Source organism: Amycolatopsis sp. GA6-003 (genome assembly GCF_046267895.1).
Lineage (GTDB): Bacteria > Actinomycetota > Actinomycetes > Mycobacteriales > Pseudonocardiaceae > Amycolatopsis.
Window position 1 is genome coordinate 7,084,040 of sequence record NZ_CP176499.1, and the last position, 21,410, is coordinate 7,105,449.

The window sequence follows — 21,410 nt, forward strand, 5'->3', positions numbered from 1 at the left end:
TCCCCCGGGCGGTGTGGTGTGCACCACCCATATTCCGTTATCCGAAGCAGTTTCGCCCGGTCGGCGGTACGCGTGTCGCCGGTCAGGGCGCCGCGGTGGCCGCCCGCTTCGCCGGCACCAGGCACGAACCGGCTCCGACCAGCGCGAACACCGCGGTGAGGAGGTGCAGGACGACGATCGCCGCTCCGTGGGCCTCGCCGCCCGCGGCGGCCACCAGCGACGGGACGCAGGTCAGCGCGGCGGCGAACCACGTCGCGGCCGAGGTCGCCGCGCCGCCGGTGCGGACCGCGTGCAGCAGCAGGACGCCGAGGAGCAGGTGCACGAGGCTCTGGACCGGGTCCAGCCGCAAGCCGAGCACGTCGGCGTCCGCGGCTTCGGCTCCGAAGCGGGCCAGCGCGAGACCGAACACGCCGAGCGTCGCGTAGCCGATGCCCAGCGCGGCGGCGGCCTGCGTGAGCAGCACCTGACGGCGGCCGGCCGGGGGGTGCGGAAGCGGGGCGACGGGTGCTTCGGCGGCCTTGGCGGACTTGCCCGGGTGCCGCTCGAACCACCAGAACACCAGCGCCGCGGGCACGAGCAGCAGCGCCACCGCGGCGAGCATGCGCGGCCGCAGCAGCCAGCTCAGGCCGTCCGCGATCGGACCGGGCAGGTAGACCACGGCGACGAGCAGCAGCATCGCGGCGAGGAACGCCAGGTACAGGCTCATCGGCGCGCGCAGCATAAGCGCCGCGGTACGGGTGACGCGGTCGCGGGCGGCCCAGCGACGCAGCGGTGTCGCGAGGAGCCCGACGAGGCCGAGCTGCGACACGCCCAGCAGCAGTACGGTCCACGGCCGCGCGGACAGTGCAGCAGGCGCGCCCGGGTTGCCCAGCAGTACCGGCGAAGCGTCGAAGGCGAACACTGCGACCGCGAGGGCCGCGACGCCGCTTACGGCCGCGAGGGCGAGCACTGGGCGGCGAAGCCGGACTCCATCCGCGTACGCGAACGCCACTTGTTGCGCGAGGAGCGCTAGGCCGAGCGTGGCGGCGTAGCGCGGCCAGGACACGTCCGTCCAGCTCGCGGCGAGTTCACCGGCTACGACGACGGCGGTCAGCGCCGCGACCGACCACAGCCGCGTACGGCGGTAGAGCGCGAGCAGCAGCGGTGCGCCGACGACAGTCAGCAGGTAGACGCCCAGCAGCCACAGCGGGTGCAGCGCGATCCGCATGACGGTGGCGTTGGTCCCGGCCGGGATGCCCAGCAGCTCCAGTGCCAGCGGGACGATGAGGGCGACCACGGCGAAGATCAGCGCCGGGCGCAGCAGCGGGCTGGACCGTTCGGCGAGGTAATGCCGGTAGCCGCGGTGGCGTTCGGCCCGCCAGCCCGCCGCGTTGGCGAGCCCGCCGGCGAAGAACAGCAGCGGGGTGAGCTGCGCCAGCCAGGTCAGCGGCCACCAGGTCGGTTCCGGCGCGCCCGCCCAGTCGGCCAGCGCGGTCGCCGATTCGCCGACCATGAGCAGCACCGCTCCGGCGATGCCGAGCACCGCCCAGGGCCGGGGGACGCCGCGCGGCAGGCGCGGACGCGGGGCCGTGCGGCGGGCGGTGTGCCAGCCGCGCAGCCGCATCACGAGCAGGCAGCCGATCACCAGGACCCCGGCGACCATCGGGCCGATCGGGTCGCCGACCGGCGGACCCCAGCGCTGATGCCACGAGTTGACCACCAGCCCGCCGGTGAACACCGACGCGACCAGCTGGCAGGTGCGCTCGGAGTTCATCGGGTTCAGCTCGCAGGTGCGGTGCATGTCCTGCTCGAGCCGGTCGTCGAGCGCGGCCCGGGCGGACTGGTCGAGCGGATGGCCCTTGTCGTTGGCGTAGCGGAGCAGGTCGTAGCCGAGGTCGTGGGCCTTGCACGGGACGGAGAAGTCCCACTTCGTGTTGTCGTCGCCCCACGGGGCGGAACAGCCGCCGTCGAGATGCGCCGCGCGGACGGTGCCATCGCGGGCGGGCAGCGCGCCGGGCTTCACGCCGGTGACCGCGGTGAAGTCCTTGGGCAGGAGCGCGAGCGCGGTGGCTTGCCCGTCCGGGTGGGCGAGCGCGTCGACCGCGTTCCGCGCCGCGAGCACGCCGCCGGTCGGCGGGCCCTGGTCGGGCGGAGACGCGGGCCGGGAGGCGATCAAGCCGAACCCGAACACCACGAGCAGGACGAGCAGCAGCCAGCCGGACGTCGACCAGGGTCGGCGAAGGCGAACGGCGGCCGGGGCACGGTCGTCGGTGGCTGGCATGCGCACCAGGGTGCCAGCCCGGCGCGCGATCCGGGAGGCGGCTGTCCCCCTCACCTGCGTGGGGGATAACCCCCAGAGGGTCTGACCTGGGCGGGTCGCGCTGGGCGCCCCGGCAGTCGCCTCGGGTGCACCGGCTGGGCCGGACGGCTCTCGCGGGAAGTCCGTGCGGGCGCCGTCCCCTTCCGGACAGCAGCTGGTCCTGAGGGAATCCGAGTCCGTGACGGGCTCCCTCACTGACTTCGGCCTCGTGCGCCGGGTGCGTCGGCGGGCTGGGCGATCCGGGCCCGGCGCTCGAGTCCGCGGGAGCCGGGACGGGATTTCCGTCCTCGGCCATCCGGGTCCGGCAATCCTCGCGGCGGTCGATCCGTCCCGAAAACCGGCCGGTGCGGTTAGCGGTCCGGCCGACAATTAACCCGGCGGCTCAATCCGGCGGCGGAACGGGGAACCGGTCGTCGCGGACAGTTGCTGAATCGGTTTCGCGATTAATCGCGAACAGTGCCGGTGATCGGAATTGTGGATCACTCGGACGGCAGATTCGCGTCCGCGAACCGCACCTGGTTCCGGCCGCCTTCCTTCGCGGTGTAGACGGCCGCGTCGGCGGCTTGCAGCAACTGTTCCAGTTCCGTTCCGTTCACGCCGAGCAATGCGACGCCTATCGAAGCGGTACGGCCGGTGATCAATGCGGAACCGCCGCGTTTGTCGGTCGTCACGATGCGCTGATCGGCGATTGCGGTACGGATCCGTTCCGCGGTCACCTTCGCCGCCGTGCTGTCCACATCGGGCAGCAGGATCAGGAACTCCTCGCCGCCGAAGCGGCCGATGATGTCCTTGGGGCGCGTGATCTCGTCGAGAGTTTGCGCCACCGTGCGGAGCACGTCGTCGCCCGCCGGATGGCCGTACGTGTCGTTGATCCACTTGAAGTGGTCGAGGTCGATCATCAGCAGTGCCAGGGTTTCCCCGCCGCGCGCGGCCCGCGCCAGCGCGCGTTCCGCGGACTCCGACCACCCGCGCACGTTGAAGATCCCGGTTTTCGGATCGGTGCGCGCTTCGGACTGCAGTTGGTTGATTTCCGCCAGCCGGTTGCCGAGCACCGTGATCAGCACGAGGATCACGATCGCCGGCGGGATGTTCACCAGCAGGATCGTCGCGATGGTCCCGAGGCTGATCGTCGACAGCTCCAGCAGGTTGTCGTCCTTGGTGCCCAACACGTTGCGCAGCGTGGGCGCGGACGTGCCGCCGAGCGCGAGCAGGCCGCCGATCACGATCGCCTGCAGCGCCGCGTAGCTGAAGCCGACGAGCATCAGGATCCCGAAGACCTGCAACGAGTTCGCGGGCGAAAGCCGGGCCAGTTCGGCGGACGCGAAAGTCTGGTACAGGTGGTGCGCCAGCAGTGCCGACACCGCATGCGTGAACGAGGTGAACACGAACTTGTGCGGCGGTCGCCGGGAGTTGAACCACCGCTGCACGCGCAGGAGCGCGATCAGCAGCAGCGTCAGCGGGATCGGCAGCAGCAGCGCGGCCGGGAACACCCAGATGCCGGTCAGGTCGATGTGGACGGCGGTGACCCGGTTGCGCCGCCGTTCCTCCTGCCGCCGGGTGAGCTGGATGTGCACCGTCGCGCACCCGGCGAGGATCGCGAACCGGCCCCAGTCCACGAGATCCGGGCTCGGCGACGCGATCACGCCGAAGGTCAGCAGCGCCGCCGCGATCGCGTCCCAGGCGAGCAGGAACGCGACCATCCGGCGCGGTTTCGTCCAGAGATCCCACGAGGAAACGGGGTTCGCGGCGAGCACGGCGCGCAGCCGTCCGGCGAAGCCCGTCGCGGCGGGTGGTTCCTCCCCGGGGCCGCGGCGTTCACCGCGCGCCGGTTCGGTTCCGGGCATCGGGCCGTGCCTCCTCCGGTGTCGGATGCGGTTCCCGGACGGTTCCCGGTTCTGCGCCGTTATCAGTTGCCGGTATCATCTCACTCACCGACTTCGAACGCTGTATTCGGTAGTCTCCGAACCCGGAGACGCCTTCCGCGACAACTGCTGCATCCATGAAGTAAATTGCGGAGGAGAGCCCCCGACGTCCCCCCGAGTGAGGTGTTTTCCCGTGCGCGACCGCGAAGCGTGAATCGAGCTGTTGTCATTTTCCGATGAATTGTCAGCGAGCGGAGGTGGACAGCTGTGCGTGACCGTGAAGCGTGAGTTCCGTGACCGATCGACAGCGGATTCGTGACAATGCGAACGGAGGTGTGTTCCGTGCGTGACCGTGAAGCGTGAAACGACTTCCCGTCCGGCGTATCCGGACCCATTCGGCCGGTGCCTCGACCCCGGCCGCCGTTCCCTCCGGCAACCCACGATCAGGCCCCGGCCGCGACCGCGTGCCGCACCCGGGTCCACGAGAACGCGGTGGGGATCGCCAGCGCCACGCCGGCCAGGCCGGCCAGCGCGATGGCGGTGACCGCGGACCCGGTCGCCTGTGCGACCACCCCGCCGAGAGCCACCCCGATGCCCTGCGCGACGCGCAGTCCCGTGCGGTAGAGCCCGCCGGCACCGCCGCGCAGTTCGTTCGGCACCCAGGTGGAGAACGTCGCGGTCACGGTGATGATGTAGGCGCCCATCGCACCGGCGAGCGCGAGCAGCACCAGCGCGACGACCAGATTCGGCCGCAGCAGGAAGAGCGCGAGCAGGGCCAGCGAGGTCGTCGCGAGCACGCCGAGCAGCCGCTGCCGGACCTCGGCGGACGCGAATTTCGACAGCAGATAGGCCCCGGCGACGAAGCCGAGCGGGTCGGCGGCGAGCAGCCAGCCGACCGCCGCGGACGGCGCGTTCAGCTGCTGGGCCAGCGGCGCGGCCAGCCCTTCGGGCACCACGGCCAGCCCCACGAGCCACGACAACGCGATCAGCACGCGCAGTTTGCGCTGCCCGAACACCCAGCGCGTGGCGGAGAACCAGGTGCTGTGCTCGCCCCCGGCGGCGGGCCGGTCGCGCACCCACACCCGCACGAGCACCGAGGCCGCCGCGAAGCTCACCGCGTCGATCGCCAGCGCCCACGAGGTGCCCACGGCGGTCACCAGCACGCCGCCGCCGGCCAGGCCGAGCAGCTGCACCGTGTTGGTGGTGATCCCGCGCAGGTCCTGGCTGCGCAGGTACAAGTGGTCGTCGGTGAACACCTCGCGGGTGATCGCGTTCTGCGCCGCGTTCGCCGGCGACGCGGCCAGTTGCACCGCGACCAGCAGCAGGCACAGCGCGGCCAGCGGCATCCCGGGCAGGCTCATCAGCCCGACCAGCACCGCCTGCGCCGCGGCGCTCACGCTCAGCACGGCGCGGCGCGGGTAGCGGTCGGCGAGGAAGGACAGCCCGAGCCCGCCGGCGAGCGCGGGCAGGAAGGTCAGCGCGTAGACGACCGCGGCCCAGAGCGCGGAACCGGTGCGGTGGTAGACGAGGATGGACAGCGCCACCTTCGCCAGCTGGTCGCCCGCGCTCGAGATGGCCTCCGCCGCCCAGAGCACGCGGTATTCGACATTCCGCAGCGGCGCCGTAAGCCGAGAGGTCGCTTCGGTCGTCACGAGATGACCACTGCCCCCTCCCCGATCGAGTGAATGCGGGTGCTCCGCATTGTGCCTTCGCCTGATGCGCTCCTGGCCCCGAGTGTCACTACTCCGGCCAGGGCATGCACGTTCAGTATGCCGCTGATCACACCAGGGTGAACAGTCGGGAAGAATCCGGTGGCCGGAACGCGAAGCCGTTCGGACTGACCTGCCGCGGGGTACCCGTAGCACTGATCAGCTTTCCTCGTTCGGCGCAGCGCGACCACCGTTCGTCGCCATCGTCCGGTGCGACTGGGCCGAACGGTCCAACACTGGGAGAGACCCGGCGGAGCGGCCGTCCTCGCGCCGGGCGCACCAGCGGGGAGTGAGCGTGGACAGACTGTTGCAGGACAAGGCCGTGGTCGTGACCGGGGCCGGGCGCGGGCTCGGGGAGGCGTTCGCCGTGCACGTCGCGAGGGCGGGCGGCGCGGTGGTGGTCAACGACGTGGACGCCGAACTGGCCGAGCGCACCGCCGCGACGATCCGCGGCCACGGCGGGCGCGCGGTCGCGAACGGGCACAGCGTGGCCGATCCGGGACAGGCGCAGGCGATCGTCGACCAGTGCGTCGCCGAGTTCGGCCGGATCGACGGCCTGGTCAACAACGCGGGGCTCAACTACGAGGCACTCCCCTGGGAGGACGACGCGGAGCAGGCCCGCCAGCTGGTCGAGGTGAACGTGCTCGGCGTGATGTACACCGGGCTGGCCGCGATCCGGGCGATGGTCGGCGCGGGCGGCGGCGGGTCGATCGTGAACATCTCCTCGGGCGCGTCGCTCGGGCAGCGCAAGCTCGGGGTGTACTCGGCGAGCAAGGGCGCGGTCGCGTCGCTGACCTATTCGTGGGCGCTGGACCTCGAGGACTCCGGGATCCGGGTGAACGCGGTCTGCCCGGTGGCGCACACCCGGATGGTCTGGAAATCCGAACGCGCGCTGCGCGCCTGCCCGCCGGAGCGCACGCCGGCGAAGATCGCGCCGCTCGTGCTGTTCCTGCTCGGCGAGGGCTCGCACGGGATCACCGGGCAGCTGATCCGGTGCAACGGCCCGCAGCTGCACGTGATGGGGCAGCCGTACTTGAAGCAGCCGATCCTGGAGCGGCCGGACTGGGACACCGAGACCGTGCAGCAGGCGTTCGACGAGGTGTTCTCCGCCCACCTGGAGAACTACGGACTGGAGAAGCGCGTGCCGCCGCGGCTGCGCAAGTGGACGGAGAACTCGATCCGGGCGTCGTGACCCTGGGGTCAGCGGGGCAGGTCGGTCGCGCGTAAGAGAACGGTGCGGCCGGGACTCGCCCGGCCGCACCGGTTTCAGGCGTAGAGCGCGGCGATGTCGGTGCCGTAGCGGTCGTTGATCACCCGACGCTTGAGCTTGAGCGTCGGGGTCAGTTCGCCGGTTTCGGGCGTCCACGCGGTGGTGATCACGTGGTACTTCTTGATCTGCTCGGCCCGCGCCAGCCTGCTGTTGGCCGATTCGACGGCTCGGGCGATCTCCGCTTGGACCGCCTCGTGCGCGGCGAGCGCCTCGATCCCGGCCGCTTCGATGCCGTTCGCCGCTGCCCAGCCGGGGGCGCTTTCGTCGTCGAGCACGATCAGCGCGGTCACGTACGGCCGCGCGTCGCCGATCGCTACCGCCTGGCCGATCAGCGGGTGCTCTTTCAGCAAGCCCTCGATCCGGGTCGGCGCGATGTTCTTGCCGCTCGAGGTGATGATCAGTTCCTTCTTGCGGTCGGTGATCGTGACGTAGCCGTCGTCGTCGATCGTGCCGATGTCGCCGGTGGCGAACCAGCCGTCGGCGTCGGTGGCCGGTTCGATCGTGCCGTCCGGCTGCAGGTAGCCGAGGAACACGATCGGACCGCGGACGAGCAGTTCGCCGTCCTCGCCGGTCTTCACCTCGACGCCGTCGATCGGCCGCCCCACGGTGCCCGCGCGGAACGCCTCGGCGCTGTTCGCGGTCGCCGCGCCGGTGGTCTCCGACAGGCCCCAGACCTCGCGGATCTCCACGCCCAGCCCGGCGAGGAAGTACAGCACTTCCAGCGGCAACGCGGCCGCGCCGCTGGAGGCGATGTGCAGCTGGTCGAGCCCGAGCAGCCCGCGTACCGGCGCGAGCACGGTCTCGTCGGTCTTCGCGATGCGTTCGGCGAGATCGGCCGGGACCTCCTTGCCCGCGCTGCGGAGTTTGTAGCCCTCCTGCAGGAGTTCGTTGGCCGAGAGGAGCGCTTCGCGCCGGTCCTCGGGCACGCCGGCGAGCATGTTCTTCAGGCCCGCCACCATCTTTTCCCACACCCGCGGCACGCCGAAGAAGCTCTGCGGACGCACCTGGCCGAGCGCCGCGACCGCGCCGGACGGATCGGCGACCGTGTGCACGTGGCCCGCCGCGACGATCGGCAGATAAATCGACAACTCGCGTTCGGCGATGTGCGCCAGCGGCAGGTACGCGATGTTCGTGGGGTGCATCGGGGCCTTGTGCAGCGTGTGCACGGCGATGCCCTCGTGGATCGCGTTGCGGTGGGAGAGGACGACGCCCTTGGGGTCGCCGGTGGTGCCGGAGGTGTAGATCATCGCGAGCGGGTCGTCCGGGCGGATCGCCTGCCACGCCCGGTCGAACGCCTCGGGGTCGGCGGCGAGCGCGGCGCGGCCGGATTCGCGCACCGCGGAGTACGCGACGAACCGGTCGTCGCCGTCTGGGATCGCGGATTCGTCCATCACCACGACGCGGCGCAGCGCGGGCAGGTCGTCGAGCACCGGCAGCCAGCGGGACAGCTCGTCGGCGCCGGCGAGGACGACGACCGGGGCGGCGCTGTGCCGGGCGACGTAGCGGATCTGCTCCGGGCTGAGCGTCGCGTACGCCGTGCACGGGATGGCCGCCAGGTGCACCGCGGCGAGGTCGGCGACGAGGTGGTCCGGCGAACTGGGGGCCATGATCAGCATCCGGTCGCCCGCGGCGAGGCCGAGCCCGGCGAGCCCCCGGGACACCTCGGCGATCGCGGCCCGGAACTCGCTCCAGGTGAGCGTCGGCCTGCCCTCGAGATCGAGCGAGGTGAGCGCGGGCCGGTCCCCGTACTCGACGGCGTTGCGCCGCAGCAGCAGCGGGATGGTTTGGCCCTCGGCCTGTTCGGCGATCGACTGGGTCAACGCTGACCTCCTCCGGTGGTGCCTGGTCAGGTCACTGTAGGTCGTCGAAGCGGCCTTCGATAGAGAATCCCGGCCAGCCTCGGTGCTCGATAAGACCGCCCGGGTCCTGTTATGAATGGGGCGGACCAGGACCTGAGGAGCGTCGATGACCGAATCCGCCGTGCGCCGCGCGAGCCTTGCCGACGAGGCCGCCGCACTCGACGCCGCCGACCCGCTCGCCGCGAAACGCGCGGAGTTCGACCTTGACCCGGAGGTCGCGTACTTCGACGGGAATTCCCTTGGCGCGCCGCCGAAACACGTCGCGGAGCGGCTGAGCCAGGCGGTGCGGCAGCAGTGGGGGCGGCGGCTGATCCGGTCGTGGACCGAGGGCTGGTGGGAAGCGCCGCAGCGGGTCGGGGAGCGGATCGCGCCGCTGGTCGGGGCCGCGGCCGGACAGGTCGTGGTGGCGGATTCGACCAGTGTGGACTTGTTCAAGGTGCTCGTCGCGGCGGTGCGGGCGAATCCCGGCCGCGACGAGGTCCTGGTCGACGCGGGAACCTTCCCGACCGACGGCTACGTGGCCGACCAGGCGGCCCGGCTCACCGGGCACACCGTGCGGCGCGTGCCGGTGGCGGAGCTGCCCGGCGCGGTGAGCGAACGGACCGCCGCGGCGCTCGTGAACCACGTCGACTACGTCAGCGGGCGGCTGCACGACATGCCGTCGGTCACCGAGGCGGTGCACGCGGCCGGCGCGCTCGCGGTGTGGGACCTCTGCCACAGCGTCGGCGCGATCCCGGTTCAGCTGGACGCGTGCGGCGTCGACTTCGCGGTGGGCTGTACGTACAAATTCCTCAACGGCGGACCGGGTTCGCCCGCGTTCGTCTATGTGGCACAACGCCATCAGGCGGAATTCGATCAGCCGCTCGCCGGATGGGCCGGGCACGCGGATCCGTTCGGAATGGAACCGGGATACCGCGGCAGCGCGGGGATCGCGCGCGCCCGCGCCGGAACGCCGGACATCCTGTCGATGCTGGCGCTCGACGCCGCGCTGGACGTCTGGGACGGCGTCGACCTTTCCGTGCTGCGCGCGAAAGGCTTGGCACTGGGCGATTTCTTTTTCCGGTGTGCGGACGAACTGCTTCCGGGAGCCGACATTCCGACGCCGCGCGAGCACACCCGCGGACACCAGGTTTCGGTGCGCGACGCGGGCGGGCAGCAGACGATGAACGCGCTGCACGAACGCGGGGTGCTCGGGGATTTCCGGCCGCCGGACGTGCTGCGTTTCGGGCTGGCCCCGCTGTACACGACTTACGCCGAGGTGCTGCGGGCGGTCACCGTGCTGCGCGAGGTGCGCTGAAAAGAATTCGCGCAATATCCGCGAGGATTCGCGCGGATCGGGGCCGGATTCGCCGGTCCTGGGTGAACAATCGGTGTCCTGCTCGCCCCTTCGGGTGATCGACGGGGGCGCCGCGCACTGCCCGGCGGGTATGCTCGGTGCCTGTTTTTTCGCGGACCGAAGCTGATCGGGGAGCGGCCTCGCCACGCGAATCCGGGGCGGAAGGGGCCGAAATGATCGAGAACCGCGGTCGGGAAGTGCCGCTCTCGTATGTCGTGACCCTGCTCGTCGGCGTGGCGATCGGCTTCGTGCTCGCGCGTTTCGGCGGGGTGGTCGCGCGCTATCCGGTCGAATCGGCGCTGGTGGCGGTGCTGGTCGCGTCCGTGGCGGTGCTCGCCTGGGCGTGCCGGGAGATGCTGCACGACCTGCTCCGCCGCGACCGCCCGGCCGTTCCGGAGGAAACCGGGACGGCTCCCGGGCCGCGGCTTTCCGCGCACCGTCCGCCGAATGGCGTCCGGCGCTGAATTCCGGAAATCGATCTCGGTTCCGCCGTGCGATTCCGCCGCCGATGCGGAAATGCGCATGAGTTTCCGGCGAGTTTTCGCGCGCGCGAGGTCGTGACGGACCTCACGCGCGGGCGCCCGGCGGGCAACGACCGGGCCGGTGCGACCAAGGTCACGTCCGGTGGTGATCAGTTTTCCAAGCACCACAGCGGGTTACTAGCAGGTAACAAGAGGATGACGGCAACCCGGGTCCGGACTTGACTCGCCCGTGAAGGTTGCTTACCGTCGTCGCGGGCAACGCAGACCACGGTGAACTGTGATCCGGCTGGTCGGACCGGTGCGAGGAAAACACCGCGGACCCGAATACCATGGCAGGGCCGGAAGGAAAACGGATCACGGTGAAGCAGAATTCCGGGCGAAACGGCCGCGGGTCGTCTATTCGCTCTCGCGTGCTCGCGATCGCATTGATTCCGAGCGTGGCGTTGCTGGTGGTCGGTATCGCGCTCGCCGGATACCTGATTTTCGACGCCGCGCAGGCACGCGGTTACGCGCAGAAGATTCGCGGTTCGGAAGGCCCCGGCATTCCGTTCCTGCTCGCCGCCGAACAAGAGCGGCAGCTGTCGATGAGCGTGCTCGCCGGACAGGACGCCGCGCGCGCCGCGCTGCTGGCCACCCGGCCGAAGACGGACGCGTCCGCCGCGCAGATCACCTCGGTGCTGCAGGAAAACTTCGCCACCGACTCGAACGTGCCCGCGAGCGTCAAGCAGAACATCGCCACGTTCGCCGCGCTGGAAGCGAAACTGCCGCAGCTGCGCCAGCGGGTCGACGCCGGGCAGGCGCCGCGGCTCGAGGTTTTTTCCTTCTACAACCAGATCATCGACCAGTTCACCCAGGGCGTCGCCGGGCTCGCGCAGGCCGCGCGCGGCGCGGACAACGCCTACGCCCGGCTGTCCGCGATCCCGATTTTCAACGCTGCCGAGGAAATGCAGCGCAGCGACGCGCTGGCGTCGGCCGGTCTCGCCGCCGGCGGGCTGTCCGGCGACGAGCAGCGCGCGTACCTCGGCCAGATCGGCGCGTACCACGCGCAGCTCGAACAGTCGGTGCCGCAGATGGTGCCCGAGGTGCGGGCGAACTACGACAAGCTCGTCTCGAGTCCCGCGTGGACGACCGTGACGCAGGTCGAGAACGCCTTGCTGTCCGGCGCGAAACAGCTTCCGGTGCCGCTGGAACAGTGGCGCGCCGACGCCAAACAGGTCGCCACCACGCTGATGACGATGTTCGCCGCGCAGAGCGCGCACGCGACCAACGCGGCGATCGCCGACGCGGACGACACGCTGCGGAACTCGATCATCGCGGGCGCGGCGGCGGTGCTCTTCGCGCTCGCCGTGGTGCTGGTCGCGCTGCGGCTGTCCAACCGGTTCATCGCCCGGCTCGCCCGGCTGCGCGAGGACACCCTCGACGCGGCCGAGGTGCGGCTGCCGGAGCTCCTGGACCGGCTGCGCGACGGCGAACCGGTCGACCTCGACGCGGGCGGGCACCTGCTCGACCACGGCACGGACGAGATCGGCGAGGTGGCCGAGGCGTTCAACCTCGCGCAGCAGTCCGCGATCGCCGCCGCCGTCGAAGAGGCCAAGACGCGACAGGGCACGAAGGCGGTGTTCCTCAACATCGCGCACCGCAGCCAGGTGATCGTGCACCGGCAGCTGAAGGTGCTCGACGCGGCCGAGCGCAAGCAGGAGGACCCGGACCAGCTCGACACGCTGTTCCGCCTCGACCACCTCTCCACCCGCGCCCGGCGCAACGCGGAGAACCTGATCATCCTCGGCGGCGGCCAGCCCGGGCGGCAGTGGCGCAATCCGGTGTCGCTGGTGGAACTCGTCCGCGGCGCGGCGGCGGAAACCGAGCACTTCGCGCGGGTGAAGACGGCGAAGCTGCCCGACGTCGCCGTGCGCGGGCCGGTCGTCGGCGACCTCGTGCACCTGCTCGCCGAGCTGATCGACAACGCGACGTCGTTCTCGCCGCCGGAATCGCGCGTCGAACTGCGCGGCAACGTGGTCGGCAAGGGTGTCGTGATCGAGGTCGAGGACCAGGGCCTCGGCATCGAGCAGGACCAGGCCGACGAGTTCAACGCGATGCTCGCCGACCCGCCGGACTTCGGGATCATGGCGCTGTCCGACGAACCGCGGCTGGGGCTGTTCGTGGTCGCGCGGCTGGCGTCCCGGCACGGGATTTCGGTGCACCTGCGCGACTCCGCGTACGGCGGCACCCGGGCGATCGTGTTGGTGCGCAAGGATTTGCTCGCGCCGATCAGCGAGACGGAGCCTTCGGACGCGGACGCCGGTCCGGAGCCGGACGTGCCGCAGCTTTCCCGGCTCGCGGTGGAGCCTTCGCGGCCCGCGCCGGAACCGCAGCGGGCTGAGCAGCGACCGGAATTGCCGCAGCGGAAGCAGACACGGCCGGAACCGCAGCAGACGGAATTGCCACAGCCGTCGCGGGTCGCCCCGGAACCGCGGGTCGCGCCGGAGCAGCAGCGGCCGGAGTTGCCGACGCGCCGCGCGATGCGTCCGGCGGCCGAGGCCCCGCGTGCCCCGCGTCCGCCGCAGAACCGCGAGCCGCGTCCGCCCGCGGACAATGCCCGCGCGCCGCGTCCGGCGGTCGAGAACGGCCGGGCCGCGCCGCCGCGTCCGCCCGGACGTCCGCCGCTGCCGCAGCGGCGCCGGCAGCAGAATCTGGTTCCGCAGTTGCGCGGCGACCGGACGGCGCCGGAACCCGAGGACGTCCGCGAGGATTCGCCGGAGCAGGCCCGCTCCCGGCTCAGCGCGTTCCAGCAGGGCACCCGGCGGGCCCGCGAGGCCGATCCCGGGCACGACAACAGGTACGGAGATCGCGACTGATGGCGAACAACGGCGTCAACGAGCTCGACTGGCTGCTCGACGACCTCGTGCAGCGGGTCGCCGGCGCGGACCGCGCGGTGGTGCTGTCCGCGGACGGCTTGCTGATCGGCCGGTCGGGCAATCTGTCCGAGGCGGACGCGGAGCACCTGTCCGCGGCCGCGTCGGCGTTCCAGAGCCTCGCCCGCGGCACCGGACGGCATTTCGGCGGCGGCAACGTGCGGCAGACGATGGTCGAGATGGACCACGCGTTCCTGTTCGTCACCGCGGCCGGCCGGGGCGCCTGCCTCGCGCTGCTGGCCGGGGTCGACGCGGACATGGGGCTCGTCGCCTACGAGATGAACCTGATGGTCAAGCGGGTCGGCGCGGTGCTCACCGCGGCGCCGCGGGCCGGAGCGGTCCAGCGGACTTCGCCATGACGGTGCGGGGCCGCGAATCCTGGTACGAGGACGAGGCCGGTCCGCTGGTGCGGTCCTACGCCGTCACCGGCGGGCGCACCCGCTCCGACACCCGCGGGCTCGACCTCATCACGCTCGTCGTCGCGCTGCGCACGGCGAGCGAGACGCCCGACCTCGAACCGGAGTACTCGCGCATCCTTTCCCTGTGCCAGCGCCCGGTTTCGGTGGCCGAGGTGGCCGCGCGGGTGGATCTGCCGCTGCCGGTGGTCAAGGTGCTGCTGAGCGATTTGATAGAGCGCAATCTCGTGCTGTTCCGCACCGCGACGCCGGTGACCGACGCCCCCAGCCCCCACGTACTCCAGGCGGTTCTCGATGGCATCCGGAAACTCTGAGCCCCGCCGGTCGCTCACCGCGCAAGCGGTGAAGGTGCTCGTCGCGGGAGGCTTCGGGGTCGGCAAGACGACCTTGGTCGGCTCGGTCAGCGAGGTGCCGCCGCTGCGCACCGAAGAGGTGATCACCGCCGCGTCCGAGGGCGTGGACGACCTGTCCGGCGTCGAGGGCAAGACCACCACGACGGTCGCGCTCGACTTCGGCCGGATCACCATCAACCCGGAGCTGATCCTGTACCTGTTCGGCACGCCGGGACAGGACCGGTTCTGGTTCATGTGGGACGAACTGGCCGAGGGCGCGCTCGGCGCGGTGGTGCTCGCGGACACGCGGCGGCTCGAATCCTGTTTCCCCGCGGTCGATTTCTTCGAGCAGCGCGGGTTGCCGTTCGTGGTCGGGGTGAACTGCTTCGACGACGCCTACCGGTACGGGACCGAGGAAGTGCGCGCGGCGCTGGATCTGGATCCGCAGGTGCCGTTGCTGCTGTGCGACGCGCGGGAGCGGGATTCGACCAAGCAGGTGCTGACGGTGTTGATGGAGCACGCGCTCGGGCGGGCCATGCTGGTGAGCGGCAACCCCGGGTAGTTCTCCCGGGATTGCCGCTCTCCGCGGTTGTTTTAGCGGCGGCGCAGCTGGTCCAGGGAGGCCGCGCCCGGGCCGACTACCGCGATGGTGAGGAAGATCCAGGCGTACAGCGCGGCGGGTTCGCCCATGTTGTGCAGGGGGAGCAGGCCTTCCGGGGCGTGCACGGTGAAGTAGGCGTAGGCCATCACGCCGGAGAGCACGGTCGCGGAGACGCGGGTGAAGAGTCCGGCGAAGACGAGGATCGCGCCGACGACCTCGATCAGGCTGGCCCAGTAGCCGGGCCACTGGCCGAAGGGGACCGCGCCGCCCGCGTTGTCGATTCCGCCGAAGAGGCCGAAGCCCATCAGGCCGTGGCAGAGGAAGAGGAACGACGTCACGGCGCGGAAGAGGGCCAGGACGGTGGGGCGGGCTCGGTCTGCCAGGGACTTGGTCGCTTCGGTCGTCTTGGTCTTGGGGGCGGTCGTGGTGGTCATCTTGGGTCCCTCCCGGGTGGCTGTGGGGTGCCTTCTGCTGATGCGTCGAACGGCGCCGGCTTGGATCGACACAGTGCCGGGAAGTTTTTTCGGGCTGGTGTTTGGGCTGGTCAGCGGGGCTGGCAGGGTGGGGGGATGGTGGTCAGGCGTAGTGCTGGGGTGTTGGTTTTCCGTCGGGGCGCGGGCGGGGTCGAGGTGTTGCTCGCGCACATGGGCGGGCCGTTTTGGGCCAAGAAGGACTTGGCGGCTTGGTCGTTGCCCAAGGGGGAGGTGGAGGAGGGGGAGCCGGCTGAGGTGGCTGCTCGGCGGGAGTTCGCGGAGGAGCTGGGGGTGCCGGTGCCTGACGGGGAATGGGTGGCGCTGGGGGAGGTTCGGCAGTCGGGGAAGGTCGTGACTGCTTGGGCGGTGGAGGGGGAGCTTGATCCGGCGGAGGTGGTGCCGGGGGTGTTCGAGATGGAGTGGCCGCCTCGGTCTGGGGTGATGCGGGAGTTTCCTGAGGTGGATCGGGTGGAGTGGTTTTCCTTGGACGTTGCCCGGGAGAAGCTGGTCAAGGGGCAGCGGGGGTTTTTGGATCGGGTTGCGGAGTTGTGAGGTTTCGGCTCGTCGCCCTGGCGGGCGACATTGCCGTGTCTTGGGTTGCGTGGGGCACCCCGAAGCTTGATTGTGCTGACGGTTCGGGGGTGCTTGTCAAGGCGGGAAAGATGCCTTGACAAGCACCCCCGAACCGCAGGGAGGCTTCGTATCGGGGTGTGGGGGAGGGGCTGGGTGCCACGCTCTTTGGGTGCGCTGGTTGCGGGTTGTTATTGGCTGAAGTATTGCAGGAGCTTGGTTAGCGTTGTGGTGGTGAAGGAGGGGAGGACTAGGTCTGCTTTGGCGAAGTCCAGGGGGGCGGTGATGGGGTTGGGGATTGCGATGGTGGGGATTCCGGCTGCTTTTGCCGCGCTGACTCCGTGGGGGGAGTCTTCGAAGGCCAGGGCTTCTTCCGCGGGTACGCCTAGGGTGCGCAGGGCTGCCAGGTAGGTGTCTGGGTCTGGTTTTGGGTTGTGCCGGTCGCCGGTTTCTACCGCGGTGAAGTGGTGGGCCAGTCCTAGCCGGGCTAGTTGGCCGTGTACCCAGGTGCTGGAGGAGCTGGAGGCGATGCCCAGTGCCAGGCCGTGGTGGGCGGCTTCCTCCAGATAATCGAGTACGCCATCGCGTGGGCCGTCTTCGGCTAGGAGTTCGTGTACTCGGGCGCGCATTGCTGGGCGCAGCGATTCCGGGTCGACGTTTTCTGCTTGTTCGGCCAGGAGTTTGAACATCGTCGTCGCGGTGTTCTGGGTGCCGATGACGGTGTGCCAGACATCCAAGGGCAGTTCTGCTCCGTGTTCGGCGAACATTTCCTGCCAGGAACGCAGTACCGCTGCTTCGGTGTCGGCCAGGGTGCCGTCGAAGTCGAAGATCAATGCTCGCGTGGCCACGTCCGGCAGCTTGCCGCACCAGGTCCGGCGGCGGGGTCAGTTCGTGGCGAAAAACTCCGCAAGGACCGGGGCGAGGGCGGCGGTTTTCACCAGGTGGGTCTGGCCGGGCAGGGTGCGGTATTCGGCGTTCGGGAGCTGGGCCGCGGCCGCTGCGACGCCGTTGCGCATCCACTCCGGGCTCTTGCCTCCGTCGAGGATGAGGGTGGGGGCGGTGATTCCGGACCAGCGGTTCTCCGGCAGCGGGCGGCCAGCCTGGTTGTCGTCCATGATCTGGGCGTCGTAGGCGAGGGTGGGGGCGACCCGCTTCATGCGCGGCCAGGCGGGCATCAGGCGCATCATCGTGACCATCAGCGACGGCAGCCCGACGCCTTCGACCATGAACGTCTTGATCGCGTCGCCTGGTTTTCCGGCGGCGATGGCGGCTTCGAGTTTCGCCTGATAGTCGGCTGGCACGCGCTTGCGGGTGTTGTCGACGACGAAGGGCGGTTCGTAAACCGCGACCTTCTTGACCGGCACGCCTCGGTGGGCGGCTTCCAGTACCAGGGCGGCGCCGGAGGAGATGCCGTACAGGCCGATCTCGCCGCCGGCTTCCTTGGCCAGTGCGGTGATGTCTTCGATCTCGCGTTCGACGTCGTACGGGGCGGTGTCGCCGCTTTCGCCTCGGCCTCGGCGGTCGAACGTGTAGACGGTGAAGCGGTCGGAGAGGGCCTTGGCGAGATCGTCGTTGGGCGTCGAGGTGCGGTAGCAGAGCGCGCCGTCGACGAGGACGAGCGCGGGGCCGGAGCCGAGGCGGGAGTAGGCGATCTGGGTGCCGTCGGCGGACGTGACGGTGGGCATGGGGTTCTCCTCGAAGGGGTGGTGCCGTTGGGAGAACCTTCGCATCCGACGAGTGGAGTTGTCAAGACAAAAAAATTATTCGGTGGGACTGGCGGTGGGCCGCGGGCGGGAGGCTGGGGGTTCAGGCGCTGCGCAGGGTCAGCAGGGCGATCTCGTTGGGGGCGAAGACCCGGAACGGCGGGCCCCAGAAGCCGGAGCCTCGGCTGGTGTACAGCTGGGTCGGGCCGTGCCGGGTGAGGCCGGAGAGGGTCGGCTGGTCGAGGCGGACGAGGAGGTGGAACGGCCAGATCTGGCCGCCGTGGGTGTGGCCGGAGATCTGCAGGTCGACGTTTTCCTCGCGGGCCTGAGCGACCTGTTTCGGCTGGTGGGCGAGCAGGACGACGGGGACGTCCGGATCGGAGCCGTCGAGTGCGGCGGCCAGGTCGGGACCGTGTCCAGGCAGTCCGGAGGCGGCGCCGGTCGGGTCGTCGATGCCGGCGAAGAGCACGCGGGCGCCGTCGCGTTCGAGGAGGGTCGAGCGGTTGTGCAGGGTGTCCCAGCCGAGGCTCGCCATGTGGTCCAGCCACGCCTGGGCCTCGCCGAAGTACTCGTGGTTGCCGGTGATGTAGAACCGGCCGAGCGGGGCCTGCACGCCGCCGAGCGGGTCGACCTGCTTGCGCCGCTTGGCGACCGGCCCGTCGGCGAGGTCCCCGGCGTGGCAGACGACGTCGGGCCGCAGCCGGTTCAGTTCCGCGACCAGCCGCTCGGACCAGCGGGTGCGATCGAGCGGGCCGTAGTGGGTGTCGGTGACGACCGCGACGCGCAACCCGTCGAGCCCGGGACCGAGCTTCGGCAGCACGACGTCGACCGGCTTCACCGGCGGCACCCGCATCGCGATCCGGTTCCCGCTGACGAGCAGCACCGCCGAGACCGCGAGCGTGACCGCGGCTACGATCCGTGGCCGCGCGGGATCGTCCACTCCGGACACCAGCAGGACCAGCCGCAGCAGCTGCGTGAGGACGCTCCAGGTGAACAGCACCCAGACGACGCCGAGCGTGACGTCCCCGACCCGTGCGGCGGCATCGCTCTGTTTCGGACCGTGCCCGAGCGCCATGAGCACCGGAAAACTCAGCGCGGCACCGGCGAAAACGACCGTGCCCACGACGGTGACGGCGACCGGCCAGCCCGGCAGCACCACGAGCACCGACCACGGCTCGCCGAACAACAAGAGCACCGCGGCGACCACGAAGGCAGCCCGACGAACTCCGACCACGGTTCTCTTCCCTTCGCCCAGGTGCTACCCAGCGTAGCCGTAGCCGGGGAGTGGGGCCGGAGCGTGGAGGGGTGGTGTGGTCGCGTCGGGATGGTGGGAGAAGTTTCAGCGGGGGTGGAGCGGTATTCGGCACGGGTGGGGCGGGAGGTTCCCGGCGGCTGGGGTGAGCGGAGCTGCATTCGGGGCGGTCGGGTTGGGGCGTGCGGGGACGGTTGTGGGCGGGGCGGTCGGGCGGAGTTCCGCGTGTGGGTGACGCGGTCGGGTTTGGTGGGGGGCGTGAGGTGCTGGCGGCGATCGGTGGAGCGGGCGGCGGGGGTTGGCCCGTGAGGGGGAGGGCCCTGCGAGTGGGTGACGTGGTCGGTTTCGGTGGTGGGCGCGACGATGCCAGCGCCGGTCGGTGGAGCGGAGCTGGGTCCGGGGCTGCGGGGTCGGCCCGTGAGGGAGAGCGGTGGGCGGAGTTTCGCGAGCGGGCGGCGGGTCGGTTTCGGTGGTGGGCGAGAGGGTTCCGGAGGCGGCCGGTGGAGCGGAGTTGCGTCCGGGGCGGTGGGGTTGGCCGTGGGGGAGGGCGGAGTTTCGCAAGAAGGTGGCGGGTCGGTTCGATGGTGGGCGAGAGGGTCCTGGTGGCGGCCGGTTAAGCGGAGCTGTGTCCGGGGCAACGGAGTTGGCCGTGGGGAGGGCGGAGTATCGCGAGCGGGCGGCGGGTCGGGTTCGGTGTGGGCGCGAGGATGTCGGCGGGGTCGGTTGATCGGAGCTGGGTCCGGGGGCGGTGGGGCTGGCACTGCGAGGGCGGGGTTCCGCAAGCAGGTGGCGGGTCGGGTTCGGCGTGGGCGCGAGGATCCCAGCGGCGGTCGGCGGAACGGAGCTGTCCGGGGCTGCGCGATTGGCGCGTGAAGGGACGGCAGTGGGCGGCGCGGCCAGGTTCGGCGAGGCGGCCGCGAGGAAGCCAACGGCGGCCCGAGCCGCGCGTGGCTGTTCCGATGCAGCAGAGCCGGGGCAGCCCGGGATCAGCTCGCCTGGCTCAGGACTCTCCCCGCCCCGCTCGCCAGCTGGCCACCGTTTCCTCCACGTCCAGCGGCCGGGCGCGCAGCACCGGGCCGTCCTGGGGAAGTGCGTGTGCCTTGCGGATGCGGGCGTTCAGGTCCTCGACGATCTCCCGCACCTTCGCCTCCGAACGGACTTTCGCCAGTTTCCCCGGCAGGTCCTGGATTTCCCGCGGCAGGGCGAGCGACGGCGGCAGGAACGCGGTCGCGTCCAGGTCGCCTTCCCGGGCGCGGCGGAGCGCCCAGTCGGTCGCGGCGTCGCGGCCGGTCGGGGGCGGCAGCGGTTTTCCCGCTCCGGGAAGGTCTTCGAAGTCTCCGCGGGCTTCGGCGAAGGCGATTTGCCGGTCGATCCAGGTGCCGAACGACACGCCCGGTGGTTTGCGTTCCGTCACCGGAACCACCTCCCTCACTGCCCAGCGTAGCGGCCGATCAGCCCGCGCGGAGGGGACGAAGGTCCTGAAACGGCAGGTAAGATCCCACGCTGACGGTACGCGGCCGGGAGGGGACACGATGATCGTCGAGCACGAGGGCGACGGTCCCGAGGCCGCGCGCGAGGAGGTCGAGCGCACGCTCGCGCTGCTGTGGCGCGACTGCGCGGGAGCCCCGGAACCCTCCGCCCGGGGCAGGCGGCCGACGCTCACGATCGAACGGATCATCGTGGCCGCCATCGCGGTGGCCGACGCCGAAGGACTTGTCGCGACGTCGATGCACCGCGTCGCGAAGGAACTCGGCGCGGGCACGATGACGCTCTATACCTACGTTCCCGGCAAAACCGAGCTGATCGACCTCATGGTCGACACCGTTCTCCTCGAACGGAATCTTCCCGGACCCGGCGAGCCGCGTCCGGAGGACTGGCGTGCGCAGGTGCGGATTTACGCCGACCGGACACGCGACATTTACCGCAGGCATCCGTGGCTGCGCGAGAGGTCCCGGGTCCGGCCCGCGCTCGGTCCGGGGCAGCTGGCCGGGCAGGAATACCTTCTGTCCATTATGGAGAGTCTCGGTCTGCCCGCGCGCGAGGTCGCCGCGGCGGCCAACGCGGTCGCGGGCTATGTGGACGCGAACGCGGCGGCCGAGGCGGAGAGTGTCCACTTGGAACGGACGACCGGACAGTCCAACGACGCTTGGTGGGGGCAGCGTTCTTCGTTCTGGTACACGTATTTCGACGTCGAATCACATCCGGCGATAAACCGGACCTGGCTTGCCGGCGGTTTCGAAAAGCCTTCCGCGGAGCAGGCGTCGGACGCGTCGGAGTTCGGCTTGGACCGGCTTCTCGACGGGATCGCGGCCCGGATCGGTCAGTAGGGTCCGG

Annotated in this window: 18 protein-coding genes; 9 read left to right on the top strand and 9 right to left on the bottom strand. The window is 70.7% G+C overall.

Translation table 11 applies throughout. From position 1 onward, the window contains the following. Positions 1-82: 82 nt before the first annotated feature. The 3 genes from F9C12_RS32310 to F9C12_RS32320 all read right to left on the bottom strand — a co-directional run bounded on the left by F9C12_RS32310 (position 83) and on the right by F9C12_RS32320 (position 5,813). Positions 83-2,260, bottom strand: a complete 2,178-nt coding sequence (locus tag F9C12_RS32310; RefSeq protein ID WP_409462883.1) for a phospholipase A2 — start codon at positions 2,258-2,260, stop codon at positions 83-85. Between the two features lie 518 nt (positions 2,261-2,778). Next, positions 2,779-4,143 carry a GGDEF domain-containing protein gene (locus tag F9C12_RS32315; protein ID WP_409185527.1) on the bottom strand — a complete coding sequence of 455 codons (1,365 nt, stop codon included), beginning with the start codon at positions 4,141-4,143 and terminating at the stop codon, positions 2,779-2,781. Positions 4,144-4,604: 461 nt separating this feature from the next. Continuing rightward, entirely contained in the window at positions 4,605-5,813 is a 1,209-nt protein-coding gene (locus F9C12_RS32320) for an MFS transporter (protein WP_409185528.1), read from the bottom strand. Positions 5,814-6,165: 352 nt separating this feature from the next. Between F9C12_RS32320 and F9C12_RS32325 the strand changes: the two genes are divergently transcribed. Then, a complete protein-coding gene (locus F9C12_RS32325) occupies positions 6,166-7,062 on the top strand; it encodes an SDR family NAD(P)-dependent oxidoreductase (protein ID WP_409185529.1) in 897 nt (298 codons plus the stop codon). A 74-nt stretch (positions 7,063-7,136) separates the two neighbouring features. Here F9C12_RS32325 and F9C12_RS32330 read toward each other — a convergent pair whose 3' ends face one another. Next, positions 7,137-8,960 (bottom strand): AMP-dependent synthetase/ligase, encoded by a 1,824-nt coding sequence (locus F9C12_RS32330; protein WP_409462884.1) that lies wholly within the window; start codon positions 8,958-8,960, stop codon positions 7,137-7,139. A gap of 145 nt (positions 8,961-9,105) precedes the next feature. Here F9C12_RS32330 and kynU point away from each other — a divergent pair, with 145 nt between their 5' ends. The 6 genes from kynU to F9C12_RS32360 all read left to right on the top strand — a co-directional run bounded on the left by kynU (position 9,106) and on the right by F9C12_RS32360 (position 15,039). Then, positions 9,106-10,296 (top strand): kynureninase, encoded by a 1,191-nt coding sequence (kynU, locus tag F9C12_RS32335; RefSeq protein ID WP_409462885.1) that lies wholly within the window; start codon positions 9,106-9,108, stop codon positions 10,294-10,296. Positions 10,297-10,508: 212 nt separating this feature from the next. Beyond that, positions 10,509-10,799, top strand: coding sequence for a hypothetical protein (locus F9C12_RS32340; protein ID WP_409185532.1), 291 nt, complete (start codon positions 10,509-10,511; stop codon positions 10,797-10,799). A 428-nt stretch (positions 10,800-11,227) separates the two neighbouring features. After that, the gene (locus F9C12_RS32345) at positions 11,228-13,672 is read left to right on the top strand and encodes a nitrate- and nitrite sensing domain-containing protein (RefSeq protein ID WP_409462886.1); all 2,445 of its coding nucleotides are present in this window, start codon (positions 11,228-11,230) and stop codon (positions 13,670-13,672) included. Continuing rightward, positions 13,672-14,088, top strand: coding sequence for a roadblock/LC7 domain-containing protein (locus F9C12_RS32350; RefSeq protein ID WP_409462887.1), 417 nt, complete (start codon positions 13,672-13,674; stop codon positions 14,086-14,088). Before F9C12_RS32345 ends, F9C12_RS32350 begins: the two co-directional genes overlap by 1 nt. After that, a complete protein-coding gene (locus F9C12_RS32355) occupies positions 14,085-14,459 on the top strand; it encodes a DUF742 domain-containing protein (protein WP_409185535.1) in 375 nt (124 codons plus the stop codon). The genes F9C12_RS32350 and F9C12_RS32355 overlap by 4 nt, the downstream gene beginning before the upstream one ends. Continuing rightward, positions 14,440-15,039, top strand: coding sequence for a GTP-binding protein (locus tag F9C12_RS32360; RefSeq protein WP_409185536.1), 600 nt, complete (start codon positions 14,440-14,442; stop codon positions 15,037-15,039). Before F9C12_RS32355 ends, F9C12_RS32360 begins: the two co-directional genes overlap by 20 nt. Before the next feature lie 32 nt (positions 15,040-15,071). On the opposite strand, the gene F9C12_RS32365 is transcribed toward F9C12_RS32360, so the two are convergent. After that, complete coding sequence (locus F9C12_RS32365; protein ID WP_409462888.1) at positions 15,072-15,512, bottom strand: DoxX family protein; 441 nt, start codon at positions 15,510-15,512, stop codon at positions 15,072-15,074. A gap of 135 nt (positions 15,513-15,647) precedes the next feature. Between F9C12_RS32365 and F9C12_RS32370 the strand changes: the two genes are divergently transcribed. Next, complete coding sequence (locus tag F9C12_RS32370; protein ID WP_409462889.1) at positions 15,648-16,103, top strand: NUDIX domain-containing protein; 456 nt, start codon at positions 15,648-15,650, stop codon at positions 16,101-16,103. A gap of 209 nt (positions 16,104-16,312) precedes the next feature. Here F9C12_RS32370 and F9C12_RS32375 read toward each other — a convergent pair whose 3' ends face one another. The 4 genes from F9C12_RS32375 to F9C12_RS32390 all read right to left on the bottom strand — a co-directional run bounded on the left by F9C12_RS32375 (position 16,313) and on the right by F9C12_RS32390 (position 20,490). Then, positions 16,313-16,969: an HAD family hydrolase gene (locus F9C12_RS32375; RefSeq protein ID WP_409462890.1), complete on the bottom strand. Its 657-nt coding sequence runs from the start codon at positions 16,967-16,969 to the stop codon at positions 16,313-16,315. Positions 16,970-17,005: 36 nt separating this feature from the next. Beyond that, positions 17,006-17,806, bottom strand: a complete 801-nt coding sequence (locus F9C12_RS32380; protein ID WP_409185540.1) for an alpha/beta fold hydrolase — start codon at positions 17,804-17,806, stop codon at positions 17,006-17,008. A 121-nt stretch (positions 17,807-17,927) separates the two neighbouring features. After that, a complete protein-coding gene (locus F9C12_RS32385; protein ID WP_409462891.1) occupies positions 17,928-19,058 on the bottom strand; it encodes a metallophosphoesterase in 1,131 nt (376 codons plus the stop codon). 1,018 nt (positions 19,059-20,076) lie between these two features. Then, positions 20,077-20,490 carry a DUF1992 domain-containing protein gene (locus tag F9C12_RS32390; protein WP_409185542.1) on the bottom strand — a complete coding sequence of 138 codons (414 nt, stop codon included), beginning with the start codon at positions 20,488-20,490 and terminating at the stop codon, positions 20,077-20,079. Between the two features lie 118 nt (positions 20,491-20,608). Between F9C12_RS32390 and F9C12_RS32395 the strand changes: the two genes are divergently transcribed. Continuing rightward, entirely contained in the window at positions 20,609-21,403 is a 795-nt protein-coding gene (locus F9C12_RS32395; RefSeq protein WP_409185543.1) for a TetR/AcrR family transcriptional regulator, read from the top strand. Positions 21,404-21,410 lie beyond the last annotated feature (7 nt).

What these genes read in the sequence shown, in the direction of transcription:
- F9C12_RS32355 (WP_409185535.1), top strand. Translation starts at nt 14,085, where the DNA reads ATGACGGTGCGGGGCCGCGAATCCTGGTACGAGGACGAGGCCGGTCCG.
- F9C12_RS32395 (WP_409185543.1), top strand. Translation starts at nt 20,609, where the DNA reads ATGATCGTCGAGCACGAGGGCGACGGTCCCGAGGCCGCGCGCGAGGAG.
- F9C12_RS32315 (WP_409185527.1), bottom strand. Translation starts at nt 4,143, where the DNA reads ATGCCCGGAACCGAACCGGCGCGCGGTGAACGCCGCGGCCCCGGGGAG.
- F9C12_RS32340 (WP_409185532.1), top strand. Translation starts at nt 10,509, where the DNA reads ATGATCGAGAACCGCGGTCGGGAAGTGCCGCTCTCGTATGTCGTGACC.
- F9C12_RS32380 (WP_409185540.1), bottom strand. Translation starts at nt 17,806, where the DNA reads ATGCCCACCGTCACGTCCGCCGACGGCACCCAGATCGCCTACTCCCGC.
- F9C12_RS32350 (WP_409462887.1), top strand. Translation starts at nt 13,672, where the DNA reads ATGGCGAACAACGGCGTCAACGAGCTCGACTGGCTGCTCGACGACCTC.
- F9C12_RS32370 (WP_409462889.1), top strand. Translation starts at nt 15,648, where the DNA reads ATGGTGGTCAGGCGTAGTGCTGGGGTGTTGGTTTTCCGTCGGGGCGCG.
- F9C12_RS32365 (WP_409462888.1), bottom strand. Translation starts at nt 15,512, where the DNA reads ATGACCACCACGACCGCCCCCAAGACCAAGACGACCGAAGCGACCAAG.
- F9C12_RS32360 (WP_409185536.1), top strand. Translation starts at nt 14,440, where the DNA reads ATGGCATCCGGAAACTCTGAGCCCCGCCGGTCGCTCACCGCGCAAGCG.
- F9C12_RS32310 (WP_409462883.1), bottom strand. Translation starts at nt 2,260, where the DNA reads ATGCCAGCCACCGACGACCGTGCCCCGGCCGCCGTTCGCCTTCGCCGA.
- kynU (WP_409462885.1), top strand. Translation starts at nt 9,106, where the DNA reads ATGACCGAATCCGCCGTGCGCCGCGCGAGCCTTGCCGACGAGGCCGCC.